The following is a 23,345-nucleotide window of genomic DNA, read 5'->3' on the forward strand; positions in this document are numbered from 1 at the left end:
AAATATCCATTAGGTTATTTTATATATTCAGCCCAGAGAAACTTACCGAAGGAATGGCTGACTTACTTCGATGGAGAATTGAATATGTTAGTTAGTGAAATGGCAAAAGACATAGAGGCCCTTCAAACACGTACTCTTGCTTTAGAGTATATAATTCAAGTAATGATTAGGAATATGTCTGATATTGAAAAAAAAACTTATTAGTGAATTAAATAGAGTATCGCATGATAGTCCTGTAACTATCGAGGCGTTTGGTATCATTCAGTCACATTTACATAATTAGTACCATATTATAAAGGCGGTTACTGTGCCGCCTTTATGCGATCTATCATGGTTCTTGCATATTTTTCCGCTCTCCCCATAAATGAAGCAAATGTTTCATTTGGGTTATAATCCTCTGTGTACTTAAATTGTAACTTTGGTTCTTCATCTGGGGTATTATTTCCCACTATCTCCATTACTGTAATTTCTGACGTTAATATAGGTTTTTCACTTATTTTTATGGCCCCAATGCCATATCTTTTTACATCCCCTGTAATTTCCACTCCTGAAAATTTGTTTGATAACAATGGGAACTCTACTTTGATTTTCATAACTACCTCTCTTAATTGCCTTTGATTGTTCTTGATAATGCAGATGCTGGGTTTCTAAGTAAATTGTTAACCCCACTTTCCACCATTTGCTGGAATTCACGCTTTAATGATGAAGCATTGGCTTGATTACTTGACGGCTGTTGCTGTTGTCCATTTTCAATATTAATATCTCCTAAATTAATCTGTACGTTTCCACCACTAGCAATTTGAGGATTGCGAGCGATAAATGCTGTTGGCTGTGTAACCGACATTGGCGCTGAACCACCGACATGACCACCTGAAGCATAACCTCGCTTTCCTGCATCCATTAGTCGATAAAGGTTGGCAATACCTAATCGTTGCGTTGCTTCCTTGGTAAAGACGAACTCGCCTTTATGTACTACACCCGCTGGATCATGTTTTCCACCATCGCCTGTATAACCACCACTTGCAAATCCAAAGAAATTACCTACCGCACTACCACCAAATGCCGCTTTCATAGCATTTAGCATAGCCATCTGCATTAACATCTTGGTGGTCATTTCTAAGAATGAGCGAGTGAAGTCAGCAAAATTAGCTTTGCCCGTCAATACAAAATCAGAGAGACTGTTACTCATGCCCTGAAATGCTGATTGACTAATTTGAGCTACGTTACCGTAAACGTTTGTTGCCTGATCTTGGAATTCAGCAAAACCTTTCTTAACGCCTAACTCCCAGTTAGCACGAATAGAGTCTTCCTTAGCATAATACTCCTCTAAGGCTTTTCTCTCGTCTGGTGATTTAGCTTTCTCTAGTGCGATGTCTCGTTGATACATGCGGCCAGACTTACCAGCTCCCAACTCTAAGGCGCGACTTCTGGCATTAATTTCTTCAACGCGTTTAAGTTGCTTATCTAACTCACGATTATGTAACTCCTGAAGCTTAACCTCATCACCAGCTATGGCCAATGCTTCTTGAGAAGCAAGAATGTAGTCCTTTTTAGCAAGCAACGCCTTTTCGTCCTTGGTTAACTGTCTTGTTTTCTGAGCCTCCTCAAGGATTGATATTTTCGCTTCCATATCCCAAAGTTTTTTACGCTCAGAGCTAATCACATCACTGACTGTTTTATGCTCTTTTAGCACCTTTAATTGTGCTTGTAGGGATAATAGGGCTTGATTTGCTGATTCATCTACTCTAGTACCATAATCTGGTCGGTAGGTTGGGGTTTTACCTTTACCTTTGGCTTTTTCTTTCTCGTAACGCTCTTTCTCTCGGCGGATGGCTTCATCTTTTGCAGCTTGAGATGCATCCGCATTATTTATTATCTCCTTGAGTAGTCTTTGGTGCTTTTCCTCTGCGGTTTCGTATTGTCGCTTTAATTCTTGATCGGCTCTAAACTGCGCTTTTTTACGCTCTTCCTCATCTCTTGCGGCTTTTTCTCTTGCGTTTTTAATGTCACGTTGAAATTTTTCTTCTTTTAGTAGAGCGAGTTTACTTTTAACTTCATCTGGCATTAATCCAGTCTTGTTATAATACAGCCCCTTGGAGGCAGGGTTTATTTGAAACTCAATCAGAGCTTCTTCATACTCTTTGATTTGCTGCTCTAGAGTATTCTCTCTGCCGATGTCTAGCATTGCATCCCATGCGCTACTAGCCATGTTTTTAACCCCTTCCCACGCTCTCTCAAGGTGGCCTAGATTTTCCTTTATCTGTTTGGTTCGCTCATCCATAGCATTGGCATATGATTCCATAGCCATTTTAGCCGCTTCTTGCTCTTTTCCTTGCGTCTGAAGTGTGGTTATTTGTTCTAATTGGGTAGCAGTTAAAAAATGTAATGACTTATCTAATTCAGTGACCGCTTTAACTGGATCTTCTTGCAATCTCTGAAATTGCTTTATTGTCTCATCAACCGATTGACCAACGGTCTTTTCCATAGCAGCAGCAGTTTTAGATACCATATCAACATCTCGACCCGAGAAAGAACCAGATCCAACTACTTTTGAGATAGTATCAGCCATTCCATACTGAGCGATCCCATTCCCCGACAAGCTTCTAGCCAAAGCATCTAGCTGTGCCGCTGTTCTTCCCGCATAACCACCAGTAAGAATTAGCTGCTTATTATACTCGCCAAATTCTTGCGACCCTTTATACGCGGCTAACGCCACAGCTGCCGCAGCACCAGCAAAACCAAACATGGCAACTCTTGCAGGGGTAATAAGTGATGCTAACGCTTTTAGTGAGTTACCGACACCACCAAATGAGTCCTTTATTTGCCCCCCTTGTTGTATCATCACCATCCAGACTGGCATTCCTGATGCTAATGACGTAACAATATCTGTCATTTGCATGGGAAGTTGACGCATTGCTTGTTTATATTGACCAATGGTAATTGAGCCATTCATAAAGGCTTTTTCTTGCTCTTTTAGCTTATTGATCATCGGCGCAGCTTGTTGCGACACACCAAGTTGAGCAGCTTTTAGCTCTAAAATCTCTGTCCTCGTTTTGCCTATAATTTCAGTTTGATTTTTCAGTGAATTTAAAAAATCATCAGCAGCTTGCTTGGCTCTATTTGTTGCCGCCTCTTGAGCTAATAGCGCCCGCCCTTCAGCCGTAAGAGACATATTAACTCGTGTTAATTTATCTCTAGTCTGCTCAAGTATGGCGTTATAGTCTGCAAACTGATCCTTTGGTAATATCCCTTTTTTATTTGCTTCTATTAATTTTTGAGTAGCTTTATCAAGCGCATCAAATGCTTTATTGGTTGGATTTATTGAATTTAATAAGTCATCAAGTTCTTTCTTTTGCCTCTTTATCGCGTCGGCTGCTCTCTTTTGATGATCAACCCCTCTATTAAACTGGTCATTTAAATTTCGCGAAGAACCGCTTACCTTCTCTGCTGTATCGCCGAACTCCTTTAACTTTTGTGTGCCACGCTCCAGATCTGACGTATCAGCCTTTAATGATATTGTTGCTATATCTGCCATTTAATTTCCTCCAAATATAAAAAAACCACCCGAAGGTGGTTATTGATAATGTTATTAATTTATTTAACTAAGGGTTCACGCCATATCGAGAGCGAAAATCAGATTCCATCTTTTCACATGAGCTAGCAATAAATCGTTTTTGTTCGTCAGAAAGAGATTTTTTATCATACTCCTTCCAACAATAACTTATTGCATTTCGGTCTTTTGATTTTTCTTTGCTTTCTGGTGAAGATGACATAATTGCGCCATAAATCAAAAATCCTGCTATTAAAATAACAATAATTAATAATAGTTGTCTCATCCCGTCCTCTCGGTTCTTTATTTAGTTTTTTTAATGTTAGCTGAGTATAGATGCAAATTAAAGCAAACAAAAAAGCCCCATTGAGAGGCTTCACTCTATTTAACTTACTGGAAATAAAACTCAAAAGAACGAACGCTATTTCATTACCTATCAAAAACCCTTCCGTTGGTTGATTTTAAGTATGCATATTCGCTGTACGGGAATCTAATAATGATATCGTCTTTATCAATTGCGTTTCCTAACATTCTCATTCTGCACAACAGGCTTACTCCACCAGTTTTCTGTATACATAAGCTATCTGGACTCTCAAAAAACTTCATATCACCCTTTTTCCAGATAACAACGGTTACACCATCTGGTATCGCACCTATTGGCTGTACTGTAAATATGGTTAATTTATTATAAGCAAAAATAGATAAGGTAATAGCTAGAATGGCAAGTATTACTAGTAACTTTTTCATTACAAACTTTCTTCCTTTTTATTATAACTTCCAGTTACAAGCGGATGATATTTCTTTTGCTATCGTATCTATATTTTCCAGATCAAATTCAGCTATCACTTGAGTTTTGCCATACGGGCTATATCCAGAAATTAAACTCTTTTTACCCACTAAACTTTTAATTAATGATACAGGTTTAGGTACAAATAATGATGTGCCACCTTCTCCAATCCCCCATGACTGAGTTAAAGGTTTTTCTTTATCTATTCGCAGAGTCACCTTGGAATTATAACCGCTACCAATATAGTCCCTCATTGATAAATAAGCCTCAGTCTTATCATTTTGGCAACGTAACACAAGTGATACATCTTTATCTTTTGCAGAAAGAATTGCGTAATAATCTATTTTGTCTGTTAATTTATTTTCTTCCTTACTGACCAACCAATCACCAACCTTTTGATAGTCAGCAGCAAAAACAGAACTAGAAAGTGATAATACAGAAATAAGTAAGATTTTTTTCATTATAAATATTCCTTGCGAGTAATAAACTAATCTTATGTTATGTATTATCTTTACGTTACTAAAGGTAAATTTACTTTTTATATCTAGTTCCGTGATCCGTATCCCTAGTTGTCACTAGTAGTATCAATATCATCCTAAAAAAACAAAGCAAAAAGCCTCAATTAAGAGGCGCAATATGTGATCTCGAACAAGCCGTCCTTGGCTTGGGTGATTAGAACAATTTAGCTAAATCCACATCATAAGCGGACTTCCATGCGCCTGATGGGTATGAGTTAGCTGTTCCGTATCTATCATCATGAACAGTAGATATTTCTACATCATTCTCTTTGCACCACTTCTTCAATGGTTGCCATTTGAATTTTTTGTTTAGTTTCTTCTCTACTGCTAATACTGTTGCGTGTTTTTTGCTTTCACCTAGCTTTTCAGCAAGACGATTCTTTTCACGAACAGCTTTAGATGCCGTAGCCATTGAAGTTGCTTCACGTTTTTTACCAATCCACGCTTTAGTTTCTATTGCATGGTCACGCTCGGCTGCGATCACTGCTTTCTCTTTTTCTGCTTTTAATAAGTTTTCCAGTGCTTCAATGTAATTACCAGGAAGGTTATTATTTTTTCGTGTTCCAAAATAGGTATCTTCGAGTAACTCAAAGAAATCCCATGCTTGATCAGTTTCCAGCATTTTAGCGTGGCGAGATGCTCCGCGTTCTGTCCAGAGATAAAGCAATCTAGCTTTGTTCGATATTTGCACTCCACTAAATGATGACCGCAAAATAGATAATTCATCACCTTCAATCTTGAAGTAATGTTTACCTTCTTCGAATCTAGATTGATTTCGATTGAAATTATTTTGTATGCTTTTAATCTCCGCGCCATAACCAATAGCCAGTGATTCAGTGGTAATCACCTTCTGGTTACGATAATAGACTTCTGGAACCGTAAAACGGTTTTGCGTGACAACTGAGTTATTGTTTGCTACTGTAATTTGACTCATAAAACATTCCTTTTAGGTTTTGTTTGGGATTAGCCAACAGTTCGCTCCTGTTGGCTTTTCTGTTTTTAGTGCCTATCAATGTGTTAACCTCTTAAGTTGTTTTGTCTTAGCTATTCCTTTCATGTGTTGTGAATACATTAAAAACATACTCATTGTTGAATTGAGATGTTTTGCCATTTTCGGATCGAAGTTTTCCATATCCTTTCTAGCCTCATCCCATGTTGTACAAATCAGACTTAATCTTGCTAATAATCCGTTTGCACTTACTGAGTTATCTTTTTCGACTGGTAAGTCTTTCTTGTCAGCTACTTCTCTATCCAGAATATCCAGCACCCATTTACGAAACTCTTTAGCCACTGGAGTCGATGCAAACATTGCGATCAGGTGAGCGCCACGAAGTGAGTAAACTCTAACCACTTTATTACGTAAGCTATTGTTTATTCCGTTGAACGTCATATTGACGGTCATTGTCATAGAGTCAGTAAACTCATCTGAATTACGTGAGTACAATTTACTTACACTATCAGTACGGCTATAACCTAATACCTGTGCAATTTCAGTTGATGTCAACCACACTTGCCCATTTTCAACGATAGGGTTGAATGCGAAGTTCTGGAAAGTTAAATCTGTTTTAGCTACAATGTTCATGTTAGTTACCTCGAAGTTTCTGACAACACTGAAGCCCTGACTATCCCAAGTAGTCGGGGCTTTACTTTTATTATTACTCACCTATTTTCTCCTCTCTTAGACTTTTTGCTAATCTCATAATGATTGCAGAATTGAGAGATAAAAAATCCATTTTTGCCTTTTTCTCTAGCTCCTGACGCATTATTTCAGGAAGGTTTAAAGTAAATCTACTGCTTCTTGTTTGCTCATATAATTCATTACTCATTTCAAAATCCCTATAATCAAATTTAATGTTAGAACCAATTTGGTACTAGAGCCAATTTAGCACCATTTATTTATATGTCAAGTTGGTGCTATCCTTAATCATAAATTTTATGAGGTGAGTCATGACTAAAAAATTCCCTAGCCAAGAAATGGATAGATTTAATGTTAGATTACCAGCAGGCATGCGAGACGCGATAGCTGAACGCGCAGATAAACACGGAAGATCTATGAACTCGGAAATAGTTCAGATATTACATGACAAACTAACTGGCCCAGAATCACTACAAATTGATATAGAATTTCATGAGTTATTTCGACAAATAACTGACAATGAAGCCGCTGATTACTTTGATGGTTTTGATTTGGATGACTTTAAAGAAAAAGACAAAAAAATAGATATTCTTATTGATGCCCTCATCCATAGAATAAAGAATGATAATGAAAAAATAAGAGAGTTACTTATGATGAAACGCGGTCTAACTTTAAAAAAATAACCAAAGCCCAAATTAGGGCTAGACCCCCACTGAGCGTTAGCTTATCTGGTGTGTAAATTGAAGCAAAGGGGCTACTATCTGATATATAGGCTGTTTTAGTGCCAGCCATGTATAATTGGCCCCTAATTAATAACAGGTGGTATTCAAATGTCGGCAATGACTCCTTTTTATGCATTTATAATTGCGGCTGTGGTAGCTTTGGTTACTCATTACTTAACTTCATCGCGATTTAAAAATGAGCTAAAAGTTAAGAAAAAAGAAAAAAATATTAATGATGCCAAAGACATGATTAATTTGTACGAAAAGGAGTTATTAGAAAGAATACATCTAACAAGATCCTATCTTATTGATTTAAAACTAAAAAAAGATAAAAACACAGAGATTGATGATGAATTCAGAAAAATATACAAAAAAATGATTAGAGATTGGAATATTACTATAGATTATAAATATAATGTTATATATAGATCTGGCATGCTTAATAAAACCAAAGAATTCGACAAAATTCAGGAACAGCTAAAAGGGTTTCATGACTTCATAAGGACCTATGTAGATAATATTGACCAATTAAACGTCGATACGGTGGATAATAAATTACAGGAATTAAAGAAGTTTCATACTAACTCTTATTCATTTATAACAAAAATCCATAAAAAAGCAGATGAAGAATGGAATAATATCTTTAATGAAGATAGAATTTTAAATAGATGGTTATTTGTTTCTTTAGATTATACATTTAAAACAATATCAATTTATTTATTTTTCTGCATATTTTCATTTATTTACTCATTTCTATTCACATGAGCAATGTAGAGTTTCCTTATATAATTCATACGAATATTTACTTTGTAAGCCCAATCTAAAGATATTATTCCAGGATATGGTCTCTTTAATAAAGAGGCCATAAAAAAAGCATCATTTAGAGATATGTTATTTATATCTACACCATTAAAAAACTCTAACGACAATTTATTAACACCATATATATCAACACCAAAATATGCACATGCCAAATAAGCATTAATAATCTCTTTTTTTTCAAACTTACGATCAATTATCAAAGACAATATACATTCTCTAATTTTTCTTCTTATAGTTAATTCCCTTCTACCCGTTATGGTTCTAACTAATTGCATATTAATAGTACTAGCACCACCATATGATTTTATAAACGCTCTAAGCAAAGAGCGAAAACAAACCCCTTTATGGTGAAAAAAAGTGCGATCCTCAACAAGTAAAACACTAAAAATAATTTTTTTGTTGTTTACTTTTATATTATTTTTCAGTATATAATTAGATATATTATTAATATCTTTCATGAAATTTGAAATCGAGTTAAATAATATCAATTCAATTCACCTTTTGATTTCGATCTAAAATAAGTCCTTTTACTAATTCCTAAAATTAGCCAAGGTTCACCTAATATCTTTAGCCTCACACCTTTACTAGCCATCCCACCTTTTCGCCCTCTCGTTCTTTAAATTTCAAGTGAATAACTTTTAAATACAGATGTCTAAAATGAAGTCTCAGTAAATTTAGAATGAGTCCATTTAGCAATACCTGTCGCTCTTCCCAAAATTTATTTTTCGTCAAATGACATTATAAATTAAAAGCTATACGCTTTAGCATGTTCAAAACATGCTTGAAGCTACTGCTTGTAGATGGCCATCACCAGACAAATTACTCTGTAACATTATCAATCGCATTGATCTTCATGATATGCAGTTCCTGCATGGAACATTTCATCCGATAAAGCTGTTGTTAAACAATTTGTTAGCAAAAAATTCGTTTTCATGCTTTTTCAAATTGCTAAATATACCTTGAATATATTAGAGTTGTTAAGCTAACTTAACAACCACAGGTAACTAATTGAAATCCGTCATGTGCGCATTATGACACCCATCATCAGTCGACACATTGAAATCTATCACCTACTCACCAGCCGGCGCTTACCGCTTATTAGCATTTTATTTGTCAGTCATGCATTAACGTCATACTATAATGGCTCACTTCAATGAGGACATTGTAATGCCATCCAAAAAATACCTACTTGTATATGAAGCATTCGACAATACAAATGTATTCTTATTAAAAGGAAACGCTGCTATAAAAATAGAATCCGGAAAAGGTATTGAGGAAATATTGAATACCTTTACTGAAGTTGCCTGCTCTGAAGCTAGAAAAATTGATAAATATGCTAGACGAGTGGCGATAGTAAGCGTAATAGAACTTTAAATAGGTTTATTGCTTTACAAAAGCGCGACTATGGTCTCTTATGCATCACCTCTAACGCCTTAGCCTCCATAATGCGGATATCGCTAAAAATGGTCGCTCTATCTTTGATGTTGAGTAAGTCCATTATTTGGTTTAATGGGTTGTAATCCAAGCCTGTGATACCATTCATACCTACACGCCACTGTGTATTCATAGCTGAAAATACTTGATACGAATCCCAAACATCAGGCCACACCTCAACATCATCAATATCAGGCGGAAAGCCAAAAGCACGCTCGAACTCAGTCGATTCTTTTGAACTCATTCCGCCATACATTGCCTCGGCGACCGTTAGGAGTTTTTTTCGCGGTTACCTAACAGTTCGTTGTAATACGTTGATGAAATAGCACGAGAGGCTGAAGGGTAGTTATCTAACAATATGTTTAAATTTTCTTTGTTATATGGCTCTTCGATCGCCCAGTCAGCAATAATCTGCTCAAAGAACTCAGAAATCGGTTTTTCTCGCATTCCATCAAGCTCACTTACTGAGTGATGTTTAAATGTGAATGTAACTACTTCTGGCTTTTCTTTGCCGGCAACAGGAATTTTAACGTTAGCTTTGAAGGTTGGATTTGGGACGAGTGTAAATTTAGGCATTATCAGTCCTTAAAAAGCCCCTGTTTCGGGGCTGTTGTGAGTATTTATTGATTAAGATGCGTTGGTATAAATCTGCATTTCAGATTTAAGTGAGAATCGCGCTGTTACGTTTTCAACTTCGTTGATAGCAGTGTTTGGCACACGCTGGAATGAAATTGAAGCTGTGTAATAGCGATCTTCTTCTGCGCGTTTATTGAAGAATCGGATTGCAGTAACTTGCTTACTGTCGTCCAATTTTGTTAGCAATTTACGGATAGGCAGCTTAGCATCGTGAGCAAAGGTATAAACCTGTACAACACCATTTTTATAGGTATCGATAGTTTCTGCCTGCTCATCTTCAAGAAATTGAACCTCTTGAGTTTGCTGTTCCCCACCTTCTGTAGAAAGTGTCATTACCTGTGGCATGACTTCCCATGACAATACTTTCTTTAATGTTCCTGTACCGCCACCAGCAGGAAACACATTTTTATCACTTGTATCGACACCTTCTAAGGTGATTTTAGATTCAGCGACACTTGCAACACGGAAAGCACCCGAAGCTTTTTTCCAGCCAGATGTAACATGAACAATATCGCCTTTAGCAATGTCACCCACATCATCAACTGTTAGTACGGCTTCTTCGGCATTAGTTGCCTCGGTAATTTTAATTTCGTCATCGTATTTACTTGCGACGTAAACACGCGACCCATTAGGAATGTTATAGGCCATTGTTAACCTCTATTTTAGGTATAAAAAAACCGCAATTAAGCGGTGTTATCGGATTGCATTACATCGATAGGATGCACGAATAGGAATGGTATAATTTGTTTCATCTGAAATTGGAGGGAACTGGCTAGGCTCTCCGTTAATGTAGATACCCTCCCCTAATGTTAATCCATTTTCTAATCTGTTTTTAACGTCATCAGCAATAGTTGATATCTTAGCGTCCCCACCCCCTACTTTCCCAACTACGTTAATTTGGATAACACCACGATAAACAGGCATATCCAGAGATAACCCGATGTTATCCGTTTCTGCTGGCATGACATGGAGTTGAAGATAGGGATCGTTAATATCATTAAAAGGAAGATTGGGCCATGCGATTTTAAGATTTAAATCCTTGCCAATGCTCGCCACCAGCTTTCGTATTTCAGTATTAATTGTCGACTGATTCATGATTTAGTTTCCGATACGGCAGAGTTGAAAAACTGACTAAATTCCTCAGCAGTCACAGCAACCATACCGTTAGGTGCTTGTTTCGAATGCCCCATTTCAAGGCGGTAAGCATAAGGCACATTGTTTGTGAAATAGATAGCTTTCATTCCTACCTTAAATTGTTCAATAACAACGTTGCCTAACGCCTTTGTCATATTGCCTGACTTATCTATGCGCCCCGTCTCGCCTTCCGCTGGGGCATCAAATGACACCTGCCAATTACCTCTAAACCGCCCCCCTGTATAACCAGGAGGAACATAAATATCCATAGAGTCATTAACACGAACACGCTTTTTTAATTGACGTCGCTTTGGTGTTAAATTATTAGGATCTTGTTTTAGATATTCATTATGTTCAAAAACTGCTTTATTGTAGTTTGAGGCAACCCTATTAACTTCCCATAATTCAGGATTTCCAACAGGTGACATATCAACAAGCTTCGCTAATATTTTAAACCCTGTATTTTTGACAACCGTTTCAATATTTGCGTTAGATTTGTCGATAAAGATATTAATCGACTTCATGAACTGATCTGACATGTCACGCCCTCAGTTGAGACTGATAGCAGATAATAATATCAGCGGGTTTAACAGGGTTCGGTTCATGAACGCGCAACCAAACGCCATCGACAAGCACCTTATCCCCTTTCTGAATATCAATATCTGGAGGAAGTATCATTTTAATATCCGTAGAGAGAATAAGCGTGCCATCGATTTCGTAAGGTTTATATTGCGTTTTTACCCCGACAACAGAAAATAACGTTTCTGGCTCAAAGTGTTCCTGCCCCTCATCATCAACCCAATGCTTACCATCACGCTTAGCCTGATAGGAAACGCCATATTTTTTCAACATCCTTAATGCTGTACTCTGCCCACGTTGATAAATGTTCATGGCTACCTCATTGCAAATGTATTAATGGCAAATCCATCCGAGACATCAATCAAGCCAGACAATAAACCTTTTAACCAAGGAAAGTTTGGTGCGCCAGTATTAGTGCCTTCGGCATATTGCACAGTAATAGCGCCCTCAATTCGCTCTGAGGTGATTTCAGCGCCTAACGTGGGCTGTAGGTCATTTTCTACTGATTCAATCGCTAAACGGCATTGAGCTTGGATTAATTGCTTTGGTATCTGATCGCTTGGGATGGCAACACCGTCGCGAGATAGCCCTGAGCGAGGGAAAGATAAAGGTTGATTTGGGTTAGTTCGTTTACCTAACCATTTTTGCGATTCAAGATAATCCATCGCCGTAATTAGTAATGCCTCTAATCCACTATCTGCCAAAGTGATATTTCTATCCTCAGCGTATTTCTTCAAATCATCCACACTTGCGTAGCTATTAAATATTGGAGAGTTCTTATCAGGATCAATCATGCTCACCTCAAAAAAAAGAGGGGCACAAAGCCCCTTAAATTACTCGTCTGGAGAAGTTTTTTCTGTGAATGTAATTGCATCAGTATTTTGTGCAACACCATCAACAGTGGCTGTGACAATAAATTCACCCTGTGAATCAGAAGTTAATTTCACTGTCGCACCACCAGCTTTGCCCGTCTTAGATGAAGTAACGCTTAATTTACCACCTGTTGTAGACCAATTAACGGTAGCTCCTTCGACTGGAGAGCTGCCCTTGGTGTAATTAAGAGTGATCGTTACTGTATCTGTACTGTCAGCGATAGCGGACGTTTTATCCGCTGACAGGGTTACTTTCCCTCTTCGGCAGTCAGTTTAATCATGACGCCAGCGGTTAATTTGTTGCTAGTGAAATGCTTCTTCCAGTTACCTGCGGTGCCTAACTGTGTTAAATCAGGGTTTTTTCCTTTTGATTCATCCCAGCTATAGCCCAGAACGCCAACGTTAACCACGCCTTCACCACGATAACCAACTTCCAAGTTCTCCTTGTCATTGATTTCATAAGATCGGAAAGTCGGCTCTTGGGATTCAGTGATAGTCACAGCACCCGGCACTAAACCAAAGATGGCATCTACTGGCGCTGTATCCGTTACCAGCACAGGCTTACCTAATGTGCCTGGCTGTCCACCGTAGATAACCACACCCGCTTCTTCATATACTTTGTTGTCAATGGCCTGATCAACAATATCGAAGTAGGTGGTTGAGTGCATAACAAACAGATTTACGCGGTTGAACTTATCACCATATCTGCGTAAACCTTTGGTCAGTGTTTTCTTGCCATCTGTCGCAATATCCGCAGTCACCACCATTTCTTTGTTATTGCCAATAGCGGCACCTAAAGCAGCTAAAGAGTATTTGATATAACCCTCTAGTGAAGCATCTGCCGCATCGGTACCCACTAACTCAGAGAACTCCGATACATCACGGCCACGGCGTTTAAATGCTTCTTCTGTCGTTGCATAAGGACCATATTTCCAAGGTGCTTTTACATCAACAGATTCGCCCGCGCCGATTTTTTTGTTCTCTACAGATGCTGTGGAGTTTACATCACGATGCTCAATCGAACCGCCGATCTGATAAAATGCACGCTTACGGAAGTCCCCCTCAATAAAAAGGTTATCCAGCACAATTGCGCCGTTTGATGCCTGATTAAATACTGCTAAATTATCTTGACGGCGTTCTAAAAACGCAGTTTGTGCTAAATCGTTATAAATTACTAAATCATTATTAGTCGTCGTAGCCATTACTTATATTTCCTTACTCTTTTGGAAGTTTTAAATATGCGTCACGCCCGTATCGGCGAATATAATCAGCCTTGTCACTGGCGGACATTTGAGAACGTTTAAAATGTGCACCACCTTGTTTATGTTTCCCTGCATCTGTACCAGAGGCTGCGGGGAATAAGTGAGGAGCACTTTCTTTTAGGGATTCAATCCATTCAATAGGTGATAATGGCGTGCGACCATCTTTGCCCATGATTGGATTGCCATCTTCATCAACGGCTACGGCCTGACCTTCATCGTTGATCTGAAAAATGCCTTTGGCACGTAAAATTAAATCTTCTTGAGCACTGCTTAATGCACCCGCTTTCCCTGCTGCAGAACGAATTTCATCGCCTAACACACGAGCACGGAATTTATTTGCAAACGCCTCTGCCTTTTCAGCTTTAGAGCTTGCTTCTTTTAACTTCTTGTCGAAATCACCACGCAAACGCTCAGTGCGCTTATTGAGAACCTCGTCAATCTTGCCATCTGCAATGAGCTTGGCTTCTTCGTCATTCTCAAAGCGTTTAAGCATGCCCTTCACAGTGTCTGGGTCAATGCCTTCAAAACGTTTCAGGTTATCGCCTTGCTCTTTGAGCTTGCCTAGCAACTCACTGTTTTTAGCCTTTAGCCCTGAAACCTGCTGGTCGATAATAGCTTGAATTTCTGGAGTGATTTCCGGTGTTCCACCACCTCCACCTTGCGAACCATCATCAGCCTGTGAATAATATTTGCGTTCGATATTCATAAATAACATGTGATTCCCCTTGGGATTAGATGCGCCTAGCGCGTTGTAATAACTCAGCCCTGAGCTGAGTTTAGGTAATAAAAAAGGCCACCGAGGTGACCTTGTTAAATGGTTTATTGATTAGCTATATCCAGCCACTCTAAATGCCTGCTTGTCTATCTCCCTGAGTTGTTCGAGAGAAATAAACTCACCTTTGTCAGTATAAAACTCAGAAGGATTCATGCCGCCTTCTTTCATCAACCTAAATCGCGTCTCCCCAAACACCTGTCGCTGTCGCCACTCAGGTTGTCGCTGTATCCAATCAAGAAAATTAGTATCCGCTGGCACTTGCCCGTCCATTGATGCTCTCGTTCCTGCATCCATCTCATCTAAATCAATGCCTAATTCACGCCATGATTTAGTAATCAATGTTTCTGTTGAACGGCAATTGAAGTGGATTTTTCCGGGGCCTTGTAGATAAGGAACTTTATGACCAATAGGCTTACCTTCCAGCGTGTATCTCAACCTATCCCGAATAATGCAATCGTGAGATGTTTTATTATCGAGGGTAGATAACCATTGTTTACAATCAAGAATGTCTTTATTGGCATCAGCAAACTGATCTCGCGCTGTTGCTTGTAAATGGCTAATGGCCGTTTTAGCTATTGTCGTCGCATTAGCTCGGCTTAGTTGCAATACGCCATCCTTATAACCTTGGTTTGCATGTCCTCTGATTTTACGTCCGATTTCTACCGCACTATCACCATTTAAATAACCATTCCGAACAGCGTTATTTATGCGTGTCATGCGATCTGATTCTAATCCATCAGCCCATTCAGAAAGTAATTTCCCTTGAAATGGGCGAGACATGACTGAGGAAAATAGCATTTCCTCTGTAATGCTCATTAGTGGATATTTGCGTAGAACAACATCAGGTAGTAGAGCATCAAACAGTGATGGGTAGTAGCCAGCCTCATATAATGCATGCGCTCTCATTTCTTCTGTTAACAATGAAAAAGCACTATCAACTGCACGCTTATTAATACTTCTAACGCTGGACAGCAACGACTCCAATCGCCTTGCAGTGAAACTATTAACATCGATGGAGGTATCATCTAAAGACACTATAAGTGAAGCAGTTAATTCAGCATCAAACTCATTAAGTGCCTTTATCATGCGTCTAGCCACCCCTGTAGAATAGCGACCAGAAAACAGGGAGTGAGCAATCAATTCATCCATTAACCGCTCATTCACTGATCTCATGTCTCACCTACCATTGTCGGCTCTTGATTATTAAGCTCATCCACCACCACATCAACATCATCAGCGGGGTCGATAACATCATATTTCTGCAAACTTCTCACTAAGTCAGATTTACGCGTTGCGCCAGATTGCCATGCTGCGACGATTTCACGGATCATCGAACTATCGGCAATGTGATTAACGAGGTCTTTGTTAATCTCAAACGAAATGCCTGCAGTATCTAAACCTAAGTATTCAGCACACCATATTAGCGATTTACTGCATGCATCGGAAACATTAGAGCAACAGATGCTCAGGATAGAGGTTTGTGCGTTCTGTTCACCGACAGACTGAATAACCGTTTTAACTTTGCTATCAGCAGAAACCAATTGAGCACCGAGCGCAACCATATAATCGCGTTTACTGTCCATTGCTTCTTTTGCCAGCATGTTAGGTTGAGCCTGAGCGTAACCAAAGAAACCTTTTTCTGGCAACATAATTGGCGAGCGAGAACCAACCATAACGCCTTTCTTTTCTAGATAGTCACGCCATTCTGTTCCTAGCCCACCTAGATAAGGTTGTATTTGCCCACAGAAGAAAACAGAATCTTCATAATCAGCAGAGTTTCGATAATGCCCTAGGTTGATTTTTGCCAATCCTAGAAGTGGGGCTTCATCAATAGTGTGATCATTATTCTGTGCACCAATAAATGTAAATGGAATTTCATTCCACACACCGTTACCAGCACGCGCAGGTATATACTCAGAAGAAATTTCAAAAACGCTACTTCCACTGGGCTTGCGATAGACACGACAGACAAACTTACCTTCTTCTATCGACAATACACGGTATTGAACCTCATCCTTAAAACCAAACCCGTCCTCTTCTTCCACCGTTTCACGCAATACCACCAGCGTTAACATCGTGCGCCCATTAATACGAGCTGTACGCCAGTTAATGATGTCTTCAGCACGATATTGGAATATGTACGGGAGTTTCGAATCACTGTTGTAATCAACATACAGACCATGCCGACCGACTTCCAATACTGACTCAAGTGAAGACTGAGCCAATTGATAGATACTTGAACCCGCCCCGTCAGCATCGTCTTTTAAACACGACAGCTTTTCGACGACAGCAACTAAGGGATCTTTTTTAAATGCCATCCCTATCATGCCGTTGCGAGTATTGCCCGTTATTGGATAGAACACCGCACGGTCTTGATAATCTTTATTGCGCTTCTTTTTACGCTCACTATCTTGCTCTTCAAGCTCAGGAAGATAATTTTTTATATCTTCACCGCCTCGGCAAACAGCGCGAACTAGCTCCCACTGAGGAGCAGCCGTTTTATACTCCGGTCGAGTGAAATCTACATTTGTTGTACTCATCAGAAGGTTGTTCCTAGGTTAATTTCGAATGCTGGGCGCTTAGTGTTTCTTCTGCTCACCGCAAAATACCTAAATCCATCAGCATCATGTGACGTGTAATCGTGAAGCGGTTTATCTTTCCAACAGCCTCGCTTGTCATCCCACTCTTTACGATAAGCTTCTAGATGAGCAATGCCTTCACTACATTTATGCTCATCAAACACGCAAAGTGGCAGAATTTCACGTACTGCCTCGATACCTTCATCAACTGAAAGCTTCGGCACTACTTCAAATCGGATTGAGTAAATTTGTCCGTCGATTTCGTACCCCTCACGCGCTAATTCACGCCGAGATTTCGCATCCGAGCCAAACTCACGGTTATCGATATCATGAGGGCCATTGTGACTTGCATATGTGTAGCCTTTGTCTTTCAGTACTTTCATGTAGTGCCGTAGACCTTCACCACTGTTTGAGTAGTGGTCTATAATGTGGAACTCCTCGCCCACTTCACGAATAAACCAAATTGACGTTGAGTCACCCACACCAATATCCCAGTACGTGTGAACCGGTAAGTGCGAGTTATCAGGAAGTGTGCCAATGCGTTTATTTTCGTACAGGAAGCGGAACTGCTTGGCGTAGTAAGCGCCTTCAACCGATTGTTGGAATGCCTCAGACGGTATTGACGGATATTCCCGTTTCATATCGTCGCCAAGCGTTTTCTCTTTGGCGTAATACCATGCTTTCTGGCGCTCATTTAATTGAACACCATGTTTGCTGGCTATCTCATCAAAGTAATCAACTAACCGCTGGGGTAATGGCTCAACAGGGTTAATGGCATACTCTGGATTCTTCCACCATGAGAAGAAAAAGAACTTCCAGTCTAGGTTAGAGAGAGTCTTATTCTGAATTTGCGCTTTCTCAGCAGACTGGCAATAATCGAAGAAATAACCTGCTCGACCCTCCGCTGTGCTTTCAATCGTCGTAAAACAATCGCTTGATACCGCCTCAAATGCGCCAGTGACAATCTCACGGGCTTTCTCTGGATACTTAGCACATATCTTACCGAACTCAGAAACGTGCAAATAACGGAGTGTACCGCCACGAAATGACGTGCTGATATAAAGCGAGCCGCCTTTGCTAAACACCAACTCACCAACCGCATCATTACTCGCTGGGTTAGCCGCTTTGATTTCATCGGGTAGCTTGTCATAGGCATACTTTATCTTTTCCCTGAATAGTCGCTTAGCATCGTTAAGTGTGTGGGCTATCAATGCACATTTAGCCGCCTCAAATAACGCTGCGTCTAATTGGATAATGCAGACTTCTGTAGTAAAGCCAAGCTGACGAGCTTTCAGGATAATGTTTCGCGTGTGCATCCCTTCAAAATATTCGAGTTGCTCAGGCGTCATTTTAAATCGAACTGGCTTACCTTCTTTGTTTGTGATCCAGTAGAGGTGATTCAATCGCCAGAGCTTATCTCTTAATAATGCAAGATGTTCTGGCTTCATGATTATTCCTTAGATAAGTCGTCCATTAGTTCTGATAGCTGACTAGCTGTCTTATTCGGCTGAACATCATCAAGGCCGTATGCTTGACGCTCAAGCCCAACCAAGTTTTTGAGTGTTTCACTTAATGCTTTGGCTGACTTAACGCGCTCAGGGAGAGATATGATTGAATGATAAATTTCATTGAGTTTATCGCGTCCGTTATCATCAGGACTAAACATTAACTCGCCAAGTTTTCTTAAGGCTGGCACATCAGCACATTCAGCAGATAGTTCATCAAATAAGTTGTTGGTTAATTCTCTAGCCCTTCGAATATCGCCTCTATGCTCCATGCGGACATTAGCGATAACCTCGGCATTAGCCTCAATAAGTTGCCGTTCTGAAATAGCCTTTTCGGTGGCAACCAGACTGGCAACCTCCCTTTTGGCAACCAAGTTTTCAGCCCTAGCCTTAACCTTTGCCTTTAAATCTCGCTCCCATCCTTCTTTCTTGGCACGCTTACTTATCGCCTGATGGGTTATCTCGTATTGAGAGGCTATTTCCCTTATGGACATCACGCCAGCTCGGTAAGCCGACTCAATGGCCTCCCAATCTGGTCTTTTAACCATATCCATTCCTTAAATAAAAAAGGCCGCTAGGGCCTATTTGGTTTTCTGTTTGTTGACTAACTTGCCTAACTCGCGCTCGACGATTTCAGCAACTATTCTCCCATCATCAACTCTTCCACAGTGTAAGTATTCAAGTGATTGCTGTAATTGACGATAGAGAATGGATAAGTTTGCTTTTTCTTGTTTGGTCATACTTTCTCCTTAGCGAACTTACTCGCCCACACTTTGGCAATATGTAAGCAGTCGTCAAACATTCGCCCTTTTCTACTTGCTTGAGAGCTTCGGCGATAATGATCTACCGCCATGTAACTTGCTCTACGACAAACAGGTAAAGAAAAGCCGAGCTTTTTTAACTCGGCTAGTACGTTCTGCTCTATGAATTGTTCGTGGTTCATGCTGGCTCTTCTCCATCTGGAAATTCGCCCATATCAGGCAAGGTTAATTGTGATAGTTCTTTAATTGCCTTCTTCGCTTTGCGTATTTTCTTTAAGTGACGCTTGCGTAAATTCATTAAGTCACTACCTTTCCTGCCAAAGTTCTCGAACGACCAGTTATCGGCTGCTACTAATCTATTTTGCATCTCATTGATAGTCAGGGTTTTAAGCTCATTCATGTCAAGGTTTGCTAACCCTGTTTGTGGTTTTGACTCTTTTTCAGCTAGATCAAGTAACCATCGACGCAAGGATTTCGCTACATCTGTATTAGCTAACATTCCGATTAGATGTGCACCTCTAACAGAGAAGATCCTGACCTTTTTCTTACGTAAGTTGTTGTTTATTCCATTGGTCATTGTTTCAGTGACCATTGTCATATCATCAGAAAACTCATCTTTATTGGCGTTATATAGATTGGTTACTGACTTCTCATTTTTGTATTCGAGTAGCTTAGCCATCTGAGAGCTGGTAAACCAAATCTTATTATCACCATTATCAAATGGAGTAATTTCATTACCTTTGAAAACTAATGATTTGCTCATGGTGTAAATCCTTATAGAAAAGCGAACCTGTTCACCAGAAATAACCGCCCCACAGAAAACACCATTAACGGTTTTTCTCAGGTTCGACTTTCTGTAAGGTTCTGTGAGTGTTTTTAATTGCGCGGTGAATGCACAGAATGAAATGCGTAGAGTTCGCAGCTTAGCGATACACTGCCAAGCCACTTCTAGTCTGTTCCTAGCAGTCAAGATATGATCACTCTCCTTAATGGATAAACGACTTATCTAATTGCTGATATATATATTTACTTAAGCTATACTAAGTAATTATCACTATACTTTGATTAATATCCTGTTAGTTTGCCCATGCACCCATGCTGGGCTTTTTTTTATTCCATGCATTCTTGTTTGATATAATCCTGCAACCCTTTAATCATCTGTTCTGACTCTGCAATTCGCTCTCTGAGTAACCAATAATTTCGGATAGCGGTGTCAGTAGGTCGGGCGGTGGTTGCATAAGCCAAGCTGGTGGAGGGAGTGGTTTTGACTTTGGGGCACTCGGCTTTGATGTACACCCGCTCTGGATGACGCTCACTAATATCACGCAAGTGACTAATTTCATTCTTAGCATTCGCTAGCTCCTGCGTATATTGAATATCCAACTGATTTAATCGCATTATGCGTGCTTGATAGTCAGTATTAATAGACTTCTGTTCTTCGAGAGCCACGGCCAGTTTTTTGTTGATATCTGTCAGTGAATTAATCCTATTAGCTTGCCAGTTAATCACCCAATAACTACCCACGATAATGCCTACCATCGCAATGACGGCATAGAGTTTTCCGTATTTCATGATTAGTACCGATGATATGAGAGTGCAATCTGACAGCGCTTTTCTAAACTCACTTGGTCTTTAGTACATGAGTTATCAATCAAGAGATAAATGCCACCAGCGACTGTAATGAGTAATGCAAGAATAAAGCCGATAATGATGATTAAAGTTTTCCATGACATAGTGCTGACTCCGCCTCTCGACGACTGACAAGCCCTCGCCAGACCTTTCCGCCTGCATATATCCAACGTTTCATTTCTTCACAGGCACCCGCTCTATCACCAGCGTTTAGCTTCTTGAGTAATGTTGAGCGAGCAAATGCGGTTGTACCCACATTAAAAGCAAAGGAATATAAAGCAGCTTTGGTGTAGTCATCGAGTGATACTTTGATTAATGCATCGACTTGCTGTTGTGTCTTAATAAAATCGATTTGTAATAACGCATCACATTCTTGTTGTGTGTATCTCTTGCCTTGAATAATGTCTTTGCCTGTATGTCCATAACAAACAGTTAGAACACCCGCCACATCACGATAAGGTTCATAACGTACACCTTCAAAATGGGCTATTACTACTAACGCGATGGCTGTTGCTCCTGCTGTTGTTATCACCGCTATTTTCTGTTTGAGAGACATTAAATATCCTTTGGCGCTTTCACCATTAATTCAGCAAGCTTTTTTAAGGTTTCGGTCGGGTTTTGTGGGTCAACATGACGAACAAGCTCTTCAAATAATTGAGTGCGTTTTCGTTGTTCTCGACGAGTCATAAAATAAGTGGCTAAACCCAGAAGCATGCTGAACGCCATCCCGATAACAAATCCCCATTCATATAAAGAGAGACTGGCAAAAAAGGCCGTTAGGCCTGCTGTTCCATAAGTTACATTGGTTAATTTTTCCATACGCATAGTCACCCCCAGAGGAGTGTCCGTTGATGATTAGTGTGAAAGTGTTAAAAAAATTAGGCGGGGATTGATACTTTAAGTGCCTTTAATAAACCTTCAGGCAACTGTTCTTCCAGTGACGCATTAGAAACAATCACAAGACCATACATAGATATCCATGTATTCGTTTGTTGTAAGTGTCCTTGAATAAATTGCTTCGCTTTCTCTAACAAATAAACACAACTCTCTTGTGTGTTTTTGCGCCAATAGGATTCAATCGCCACCAGCAATGGAGCACCAGCATCACTAATTTTTTGCAAGCCGATTCGATATTGCTTTTTACCTGCGGAAGATGTCGTGCAAATTAATTGTGTCAGTTGTTGAGTTTCACCATCAGCCGTATGGATATTCGCCGTTAAAATGATGGAGGTATTCTTTTCACTGTCTGTTTCTGAGGCATAGTGAAGACTAAACTGTAATTCGCTTATCTCTTTTGACATAACATTTACCAATTTATTTAGTTAATAAGGTGCCGACTCACAGCTCTTGTGTGAACGTGATAACGAGGGTGATTGATTCTGTGGTCGGCATATACGAAAAAAGACCGCCTAAGCGATCTTTAAGAAATTTATAACAGATTAAGGTTGAACTTCCTTATCTACTCAGCATCATTTTCTTTAGTTAAACAATAACGCAAATTTTGTCTAATCGCTTCAATTGACCAGATCCAAAAAGCGGTTCCAACAAACTCAGAAATTAATGCTTGATAACCTGCTGTCCAAAGCCAGCCAGACAATCCTAGTAGAGGTACGACTAAACCATGAGCAAAAACAGAAACGCCAATACCAAAACAAATACCGTGTAATAATTTAACCTTTGGCAAGAATTCAGCAATAACACAATATGTCACAGCGATAACTATTGAGAATAATATATGAACACCATTACCGCCCCAATTAATACTATATCCCATCCAATGATAAGTCATAGTATCTATATTTAATCCAAGCTTTTCGAGTAAGACGACTGGCGGGGGTGTCGTTTCAAGTGTTCTCGGGGGAATTAGGTCTTCAAAACCAGATTTAACTAAAGCTGAAAAGATACCCGCTATAATACCAACATATATTGCTATACCAATATGCCTAGAACTTTTTTTCGTTAACTTAAACAAATCAATCATTATATATACTCGCTCTATAAATTGAATATTATGAGTATAGTAGAGATAAGAATACCTGTTTATTATTTTAATTATTAGTTAAACACTGCAGGTTTATTCTTATAGGATAACAATAAATTTCATCTTAAATATAAACAAACAATCAATGAAAACAAAAAACTTC

The 23,345-nt window shown here is 39.4% G+C and carries 34 protein-coding genes; 3 read left to right on the forward strand and 31 right to left on the reverse strand.

Annotated elements, in window-relative coordinates; genetic code table 11:
- Positions 1–302: 302 nt before the first annotated feature.
- From AACU95_RS05870 to AACU95_RS05905, 8 genes are all read right to left on the reverse strand, one after another.
- Complete coding sequence (locus AACU95_RS05870) at positions 303–593, reverse strand: hypothetical protein (protein WP_004245945.1); 291 nt, start codon at positions 591–593, stop codon at positions 303–305.
- 11 nt (positions 594–604) lie between these two features.
- Positions 605–3,535 carry a phage tail tape measure protein gene (locus AACU95_RS05875; protein ID WP_161737196.1) on the reverse strand — a complete coding sequence of 977 codons (2,931 nt, stop codon included), beginning with the start codon at positions 3,533–3,535 and terminating at the stop codon, positions 605–607.
- Positions 3,536–3,602: 67 nt separating this feature from the next.
- Positions 3,603–3,836 (reverse strand): hypothetical protein, encoded by a 234-nt coding sequence (locus AACU95_RS05880; protein WP_049195350.1) that lies wholly within the window; start codon positions 3,834–3,836, stop codon positions 3,603–3,605.
- 143 nt (positions 3,837–3,979) lie between these two features.
- Positions 3,980–4,297 carry a hypothetical protein gene (locus AACU95_RS05885; protein ID WP_049201311.1) on the reverse strand — a complete coding sequence of 106 codons (318 nt, stop codon included), beginning with the start codon at positions 4,295–4,297 and terminating at the stop codon, positions 3,980–3,982.
- Between the two features lie 21 nt (positions 4,298–4,318).
- Entirely contained in the window at positions 4,319–4,798 is a 480-nt protein-coding gene (locus AACU95_RS05890) for a type VI secretion system-associated protein TagO (protein ID WP_049201309.1), read from the reverse strand.
- A gap of 211 nt (positions 4,799–5,009) precedes the next feature.
- A complete protein-coding gene (locus tag AACU95_RS05895; RefSeq protein WP_065424105.1) occupies positions 5,010–5,789 on the reverse strand; it encodes an ORF6N domain-containing protein in 780 nt (259 codons plus the stop codon).
- 75 nt (positions 5,790–5,864) lie between these two features.
- Positions 5,865–6,518 (reverse strand): BRO-N domain-containing protein, encoded by a 654-nt coding sequence (locus tag AACU95_RS05900; protein ID WP_243412660.1) that lies wholly within the window; start codon positions 6,516–6,518, stop codon positions 5,865–5,867.
- Positions 6,511–6,681, reverse strand: coding sequence for an Arc family DNA-binding protein (locus tag AACU95_RS05905; protein ID WP_049213755.1), 171 nt, complete (start codon positions 6,679–6,681; stop codon positions 6,511–6,513). Before AACU95_RS05905 ends, AACU95_RS05900 begins: the two co-directional genes overlap by 8 nt.
- A gap of 121 nt (positions 6,682–6,802) precedes the next feature.
- Between AACU95_RS05905 and AACU95_RS05910 the strand changes: the two genes are divergently transcribed.
- Complete coding sequence (locus AACU95_RS05910) at positions 6,803–7,174, forward strand: Arc family DNA-binding protein (protein WP_065424106.1); 372 nt, start codon at positions 6,803–6,805, stop codon at positions 7,172–7,174.
- 147 nt (positions 7,175–7,321) lie between these two features.
- Positions 7,322–7,978 carry a hypothetical protein gene (locus AACU95_RS05915; RefSeq protein WP_049213757.1) on the forward strand — a complete coding sequence of 219 codons (657 nt, stop codon included), beginning with the start codon at positions 7,322–7,324 and terminating at the stop codon, positions 7,976–7,978.
- On the opposite strand, the gene AACU95_RS05920 is transcribed toward AACU95_RS05915, so the two are convergent.
- A complete protein-coding gene (locus tag AACU95_RS05920) occupies positions 7,957–8,493 on the reverse strand; it encodes a biosynthetic peptidoglycan transglycosylase (protein WP_145959338.1) in 537 nt (178 codons plus the stop codon). The two genes, AACU95_RS05915 and AACU95_RS05920, sit on opposite strands and share 22 nt — an antisense overlap.
- A 709-nt stretch (positions 8,494–9,202) precedes the next feature.
- Here AACU95_RS05920 and AACU95_RS05925 point away from each other — a divergent pair.
- A complete protein-coding gene (locus tag AACU95_RS05925) occupies positions 9,203–9,409 on the forward strand; it encodes a hypothetical protein (RefSeq protein ID WP_004247508.1) in 207 nt (68 codons plus the stop codon).
- Positions 9,410–9,437: 28 nt separating this feature from the next.
- On the opposite strand, the gene AACU95_RS05930 is transcribed toward AACU95_RS05925, so the two are convergent.
- The 22 genes from AACU95_RS05930 to AACU95_RS06035 form a co-directional block, all read right to left on the reverse strand.
- Positions 9,438–9,713 carry a DUF1799 domain-containing protein gene (locus AACU95_RS05930; RefSeq protein ID WP_080974786.1) on the reverse strand — a complete coding sequence of 92 codons (276 nt, stop codon included), beginning with the start codon at positions 9,711–9,713 and terminating at the stop codon, positions 9,438–9,440.
- Positions 9,714–9,739: 26 nt separating this feature from the next.
- Positions 9,740–10,045, reverse strand: a complete 306-nt coding sequence (locus tag AACU95_RS05935; protein WP_004245960.1) for a phage tail assembly chaperone — start codon at positions 10,043–10,045, stop codon at positions 9,740–9,742.
- Positions 10,046–10,096: 51 nt separating this feature from the next.
- Positions 10,097–10,753: a phage tail protein gene (locus AACU95_RS05940; protein WP_004247505.1), complete on the reverse strand. Its 657-nt coding sequence runs from the start codon at positions 10,751–10,753 to the stop codon at positions 10,097–10,099.
- 45 nt (positions 10,754–10,798) lie between these two features.
- Positions 10,799–11,161: a phage tail terminator-like protein gene (locus tag AACU95_RS05945; RefSeq protein ID WP_242680798.1), complete on the reverse strand. Its 363-nt coding sequence runs from the start codon at positions 11,159–11,161 to the stop codon at positions 10,799–10,801.
- Positions 11,162–11,196: 35 nt separating this feature from the next.
- The gene (locus tag AACU95_RS05950) at positions 11,197–11,778 is read right to left on the reverse strand and encodes a hypothetical protein (RefSeq protein ID WP_004245966.1); all 582 of its coding nucleotides are present in this window, start codon (positions 11,776–11,778) and stop codon (positions 11,197–11,199) included.
- A 1-nt stretch (position 11,779) separates the two neighbouring features.
- Complete coding sequence (locus tag AACU95_RS05955; protein WP_004245967.1) at positions 11,780–12,130, reverse strand: hypothetical protein; 351 nt, start codon at positions 12,128–12,130, stop codon at positions 11,780–11,782.
- 2 nt (positions 12,131–12,132) lie between these two features.
- Positions 12,133–12,612 (reverse strand): DnaT-like ssDNA-binding protein, encoded by a 480-nt coding sequence (locus AACU95_RS05960; RefSeq protein WP_004245968.1) that lies wholly within the window; start codon positions 12,610–12,612, stop codon positions 12,133–12,135.
- Positions 12,613–12,651: 39 nt separating this feature from the next.
- Positions 12,652–12,936 (reverse strand): Ig-like domain-containing protein, encoded by a 285-nt coding sequence (locus AACU95_RS05965; protein ID WP_107033975.1) that lies wholly within the window; start codon positions 12,934–12,936, stop codon positions 12,652–12,654.
- Between the two features lie 2 nt (positions 12,937–12,938).
- Positions 12,939–13,892 carry a major capsid protein gene (locus AACU95_RS05970; RefSeq protein ID WP_004245970.1) on the reverse strand — a complete coding sequence of 318 codons (954 nt, stop codon included), beginning with the start codon at positions 13,890–13,892 and terminating at the stop codon, positions 12,939–12,941.
- 13 nt (positions 13,893–13,905) lie between these two features.
- A complete protein-coding gene (locus AACU95_RS05975; RefSeq protein ID WP_004245971.1) occupies positions 13,906–14,667 on the reverse strand; it encodes a hypothetical protein in 762 nt (253 codons plus the stop codon).
- 111 nt (positions 14,668–14,778) lie between these two features.
- Positions 14,779–15,900, reverse strand: a complete 1,122-nt coding sequence (locus AACU95_RS05980; protein WP_004245973.1) for a phage minor head protein — start codon at positions 15,898–15,900, stop codon at positions 14,779–14,781.
- Positions 15,897–17,267 (reverse strand): DUF4055 domain-containing protein, encoded by a 1,371-nt coding sequence (locus tag AACU95_RS05985; RefSeq protein ID WP_161737197.1) that lies wholly within the window; start codon positions 17,265–17,267, stop codon positions 15,897–15,899. The genes AACU95_RS05980 and AACU95_RS05985 overlap by 4 nt, the downstream gene beginning before the upstream one ends.
- Complete coding sequence (locus AACU95_RS05990; protein ID WP_012367627.1) at positions 17,267–18,754, reverse strand: hypothetical protein; 1,488 nt, start codon at positions 18,752–18,754, stop codon at positions 17,267–17,269. Before AACU95_RS05990 ends, AACU95_RS05985 begins: the two co-directional genes overlap by 1 nt.
- Positions 18,755–18,756: 2 nt before the next feature.
- Positions 18,757–19,359, reverse strand: coding sequence for a hypothetical protein (locus tag AACU95_RS05995; protein ID WP_172409589.1), 603 nt, complete (start codon positions 19,357–19,359; stop codon positions 18,757–18,759).
- 33 nt (positions 19,360–19,392) lie between these two features.
- A complete protein-coding gene (locus AACU95_RS06000; RefSeq protein ID WP_004245978.1) occupies positions 19,393–19,551 on the reverse strand; it encodes a hypothetical protein in 159 nt (52 codons plus the stop codon).
- Between the two features lie 199 nt (positions 19,552–19,750).
- Positions 19,751–20,335 (reverse strand): BRO-N domain-containing protein, encoded by a 585-nt coding sequence (locus AACU95_RS06005; RefSeq protein WP_004247494.1) that lies wholly within the window; start codon positions 20,333–20,335, stop codon positions 19,751–19,753.
- A gap of 347 nt (positions 20,336–20,682) precedes the next feature.
- On the reverse strand, positions 20,683–21,144 hold the full coding sequence (locus tag AACU95_RS06010) for a lysis protein (RefSeq protein WP_012367624.1): 462 nt from the start codon (positions 21,142–21,144) through the stop codon (positions 20,683–20,685).
- A 2-nt stretch (positions 21,145–21,146) separates the two neighbouring features.
- On the reverse strand, positions 21,147–21,305 hold the full coding sequence (locus AACU95_RS06015) for a hypothetical protein (RefSeq protein ID WP_012367623.1): 159 nt from the start codon (positions 21,303–21,305) through the stop codon (positions 21,147–21,149).
- A complete protein-coding gene (locus AACU95_RS06020) occupies positions 21,287–21,757 on the reverse strand; it encodes a lysozyme (protein ID WP_017628809.1) in 471 nt (156 codons plus the stop codon). Before AACU95_RS06020 ends, AACU95_RS06015 begins: the two co-directional genes overlap by 19 nt.
- Positions 21,757–22,026, reverse strand: a complete 270-nt coding sequence (locus AACU95_RS06025) for a hypothetical protein (RefSeq protein WP_026164644.1) — start codon at positions 22,024–22,026, stop codon at positions 21,757–21,759. Before AACU95_RS06025 ends, AACU95_RS06020 begins: the two co-directional genes overlap by 1 nt.
- 53 nt (positions 22,027–22,079) lie before the next feature.
- Positions 22,080–22,502, reverse strand: a complete 423-nt coding sequence (locus tag AACU95_RS06030; protein ID WP_004247488.1) for a hypothetical protein — start codon at positions 22,500–22,502, stop codon at positions 22,080–22,082.
- A gap of 158 nt (positions 22,503–22,660) precedes the next feature.
- The gene (locus AACU95_RS06035; RefSeq protein WP_004247148.1) at positions 22,661–23,182 is read right to left on the reverse strand and encodes a YagU family protein; all 522 of its coding nucleotides are present in this window, start codon (positions 23,180–23,182) and stop codon (positions 22,661–22,663) included.
- Positions 23,183–23,345: the final 163 nt, after the last annotated feature.

Source organism: Proteus sp. G4415, assembly GCF_963896075.1.
Classification (GTDB): domain Bacteria; phylum Pseudomonadota; class Gammaproteobacteria; order Enterobacterales; family Enterobacteriaceae; genus Proteus; species Proteus mirabilis.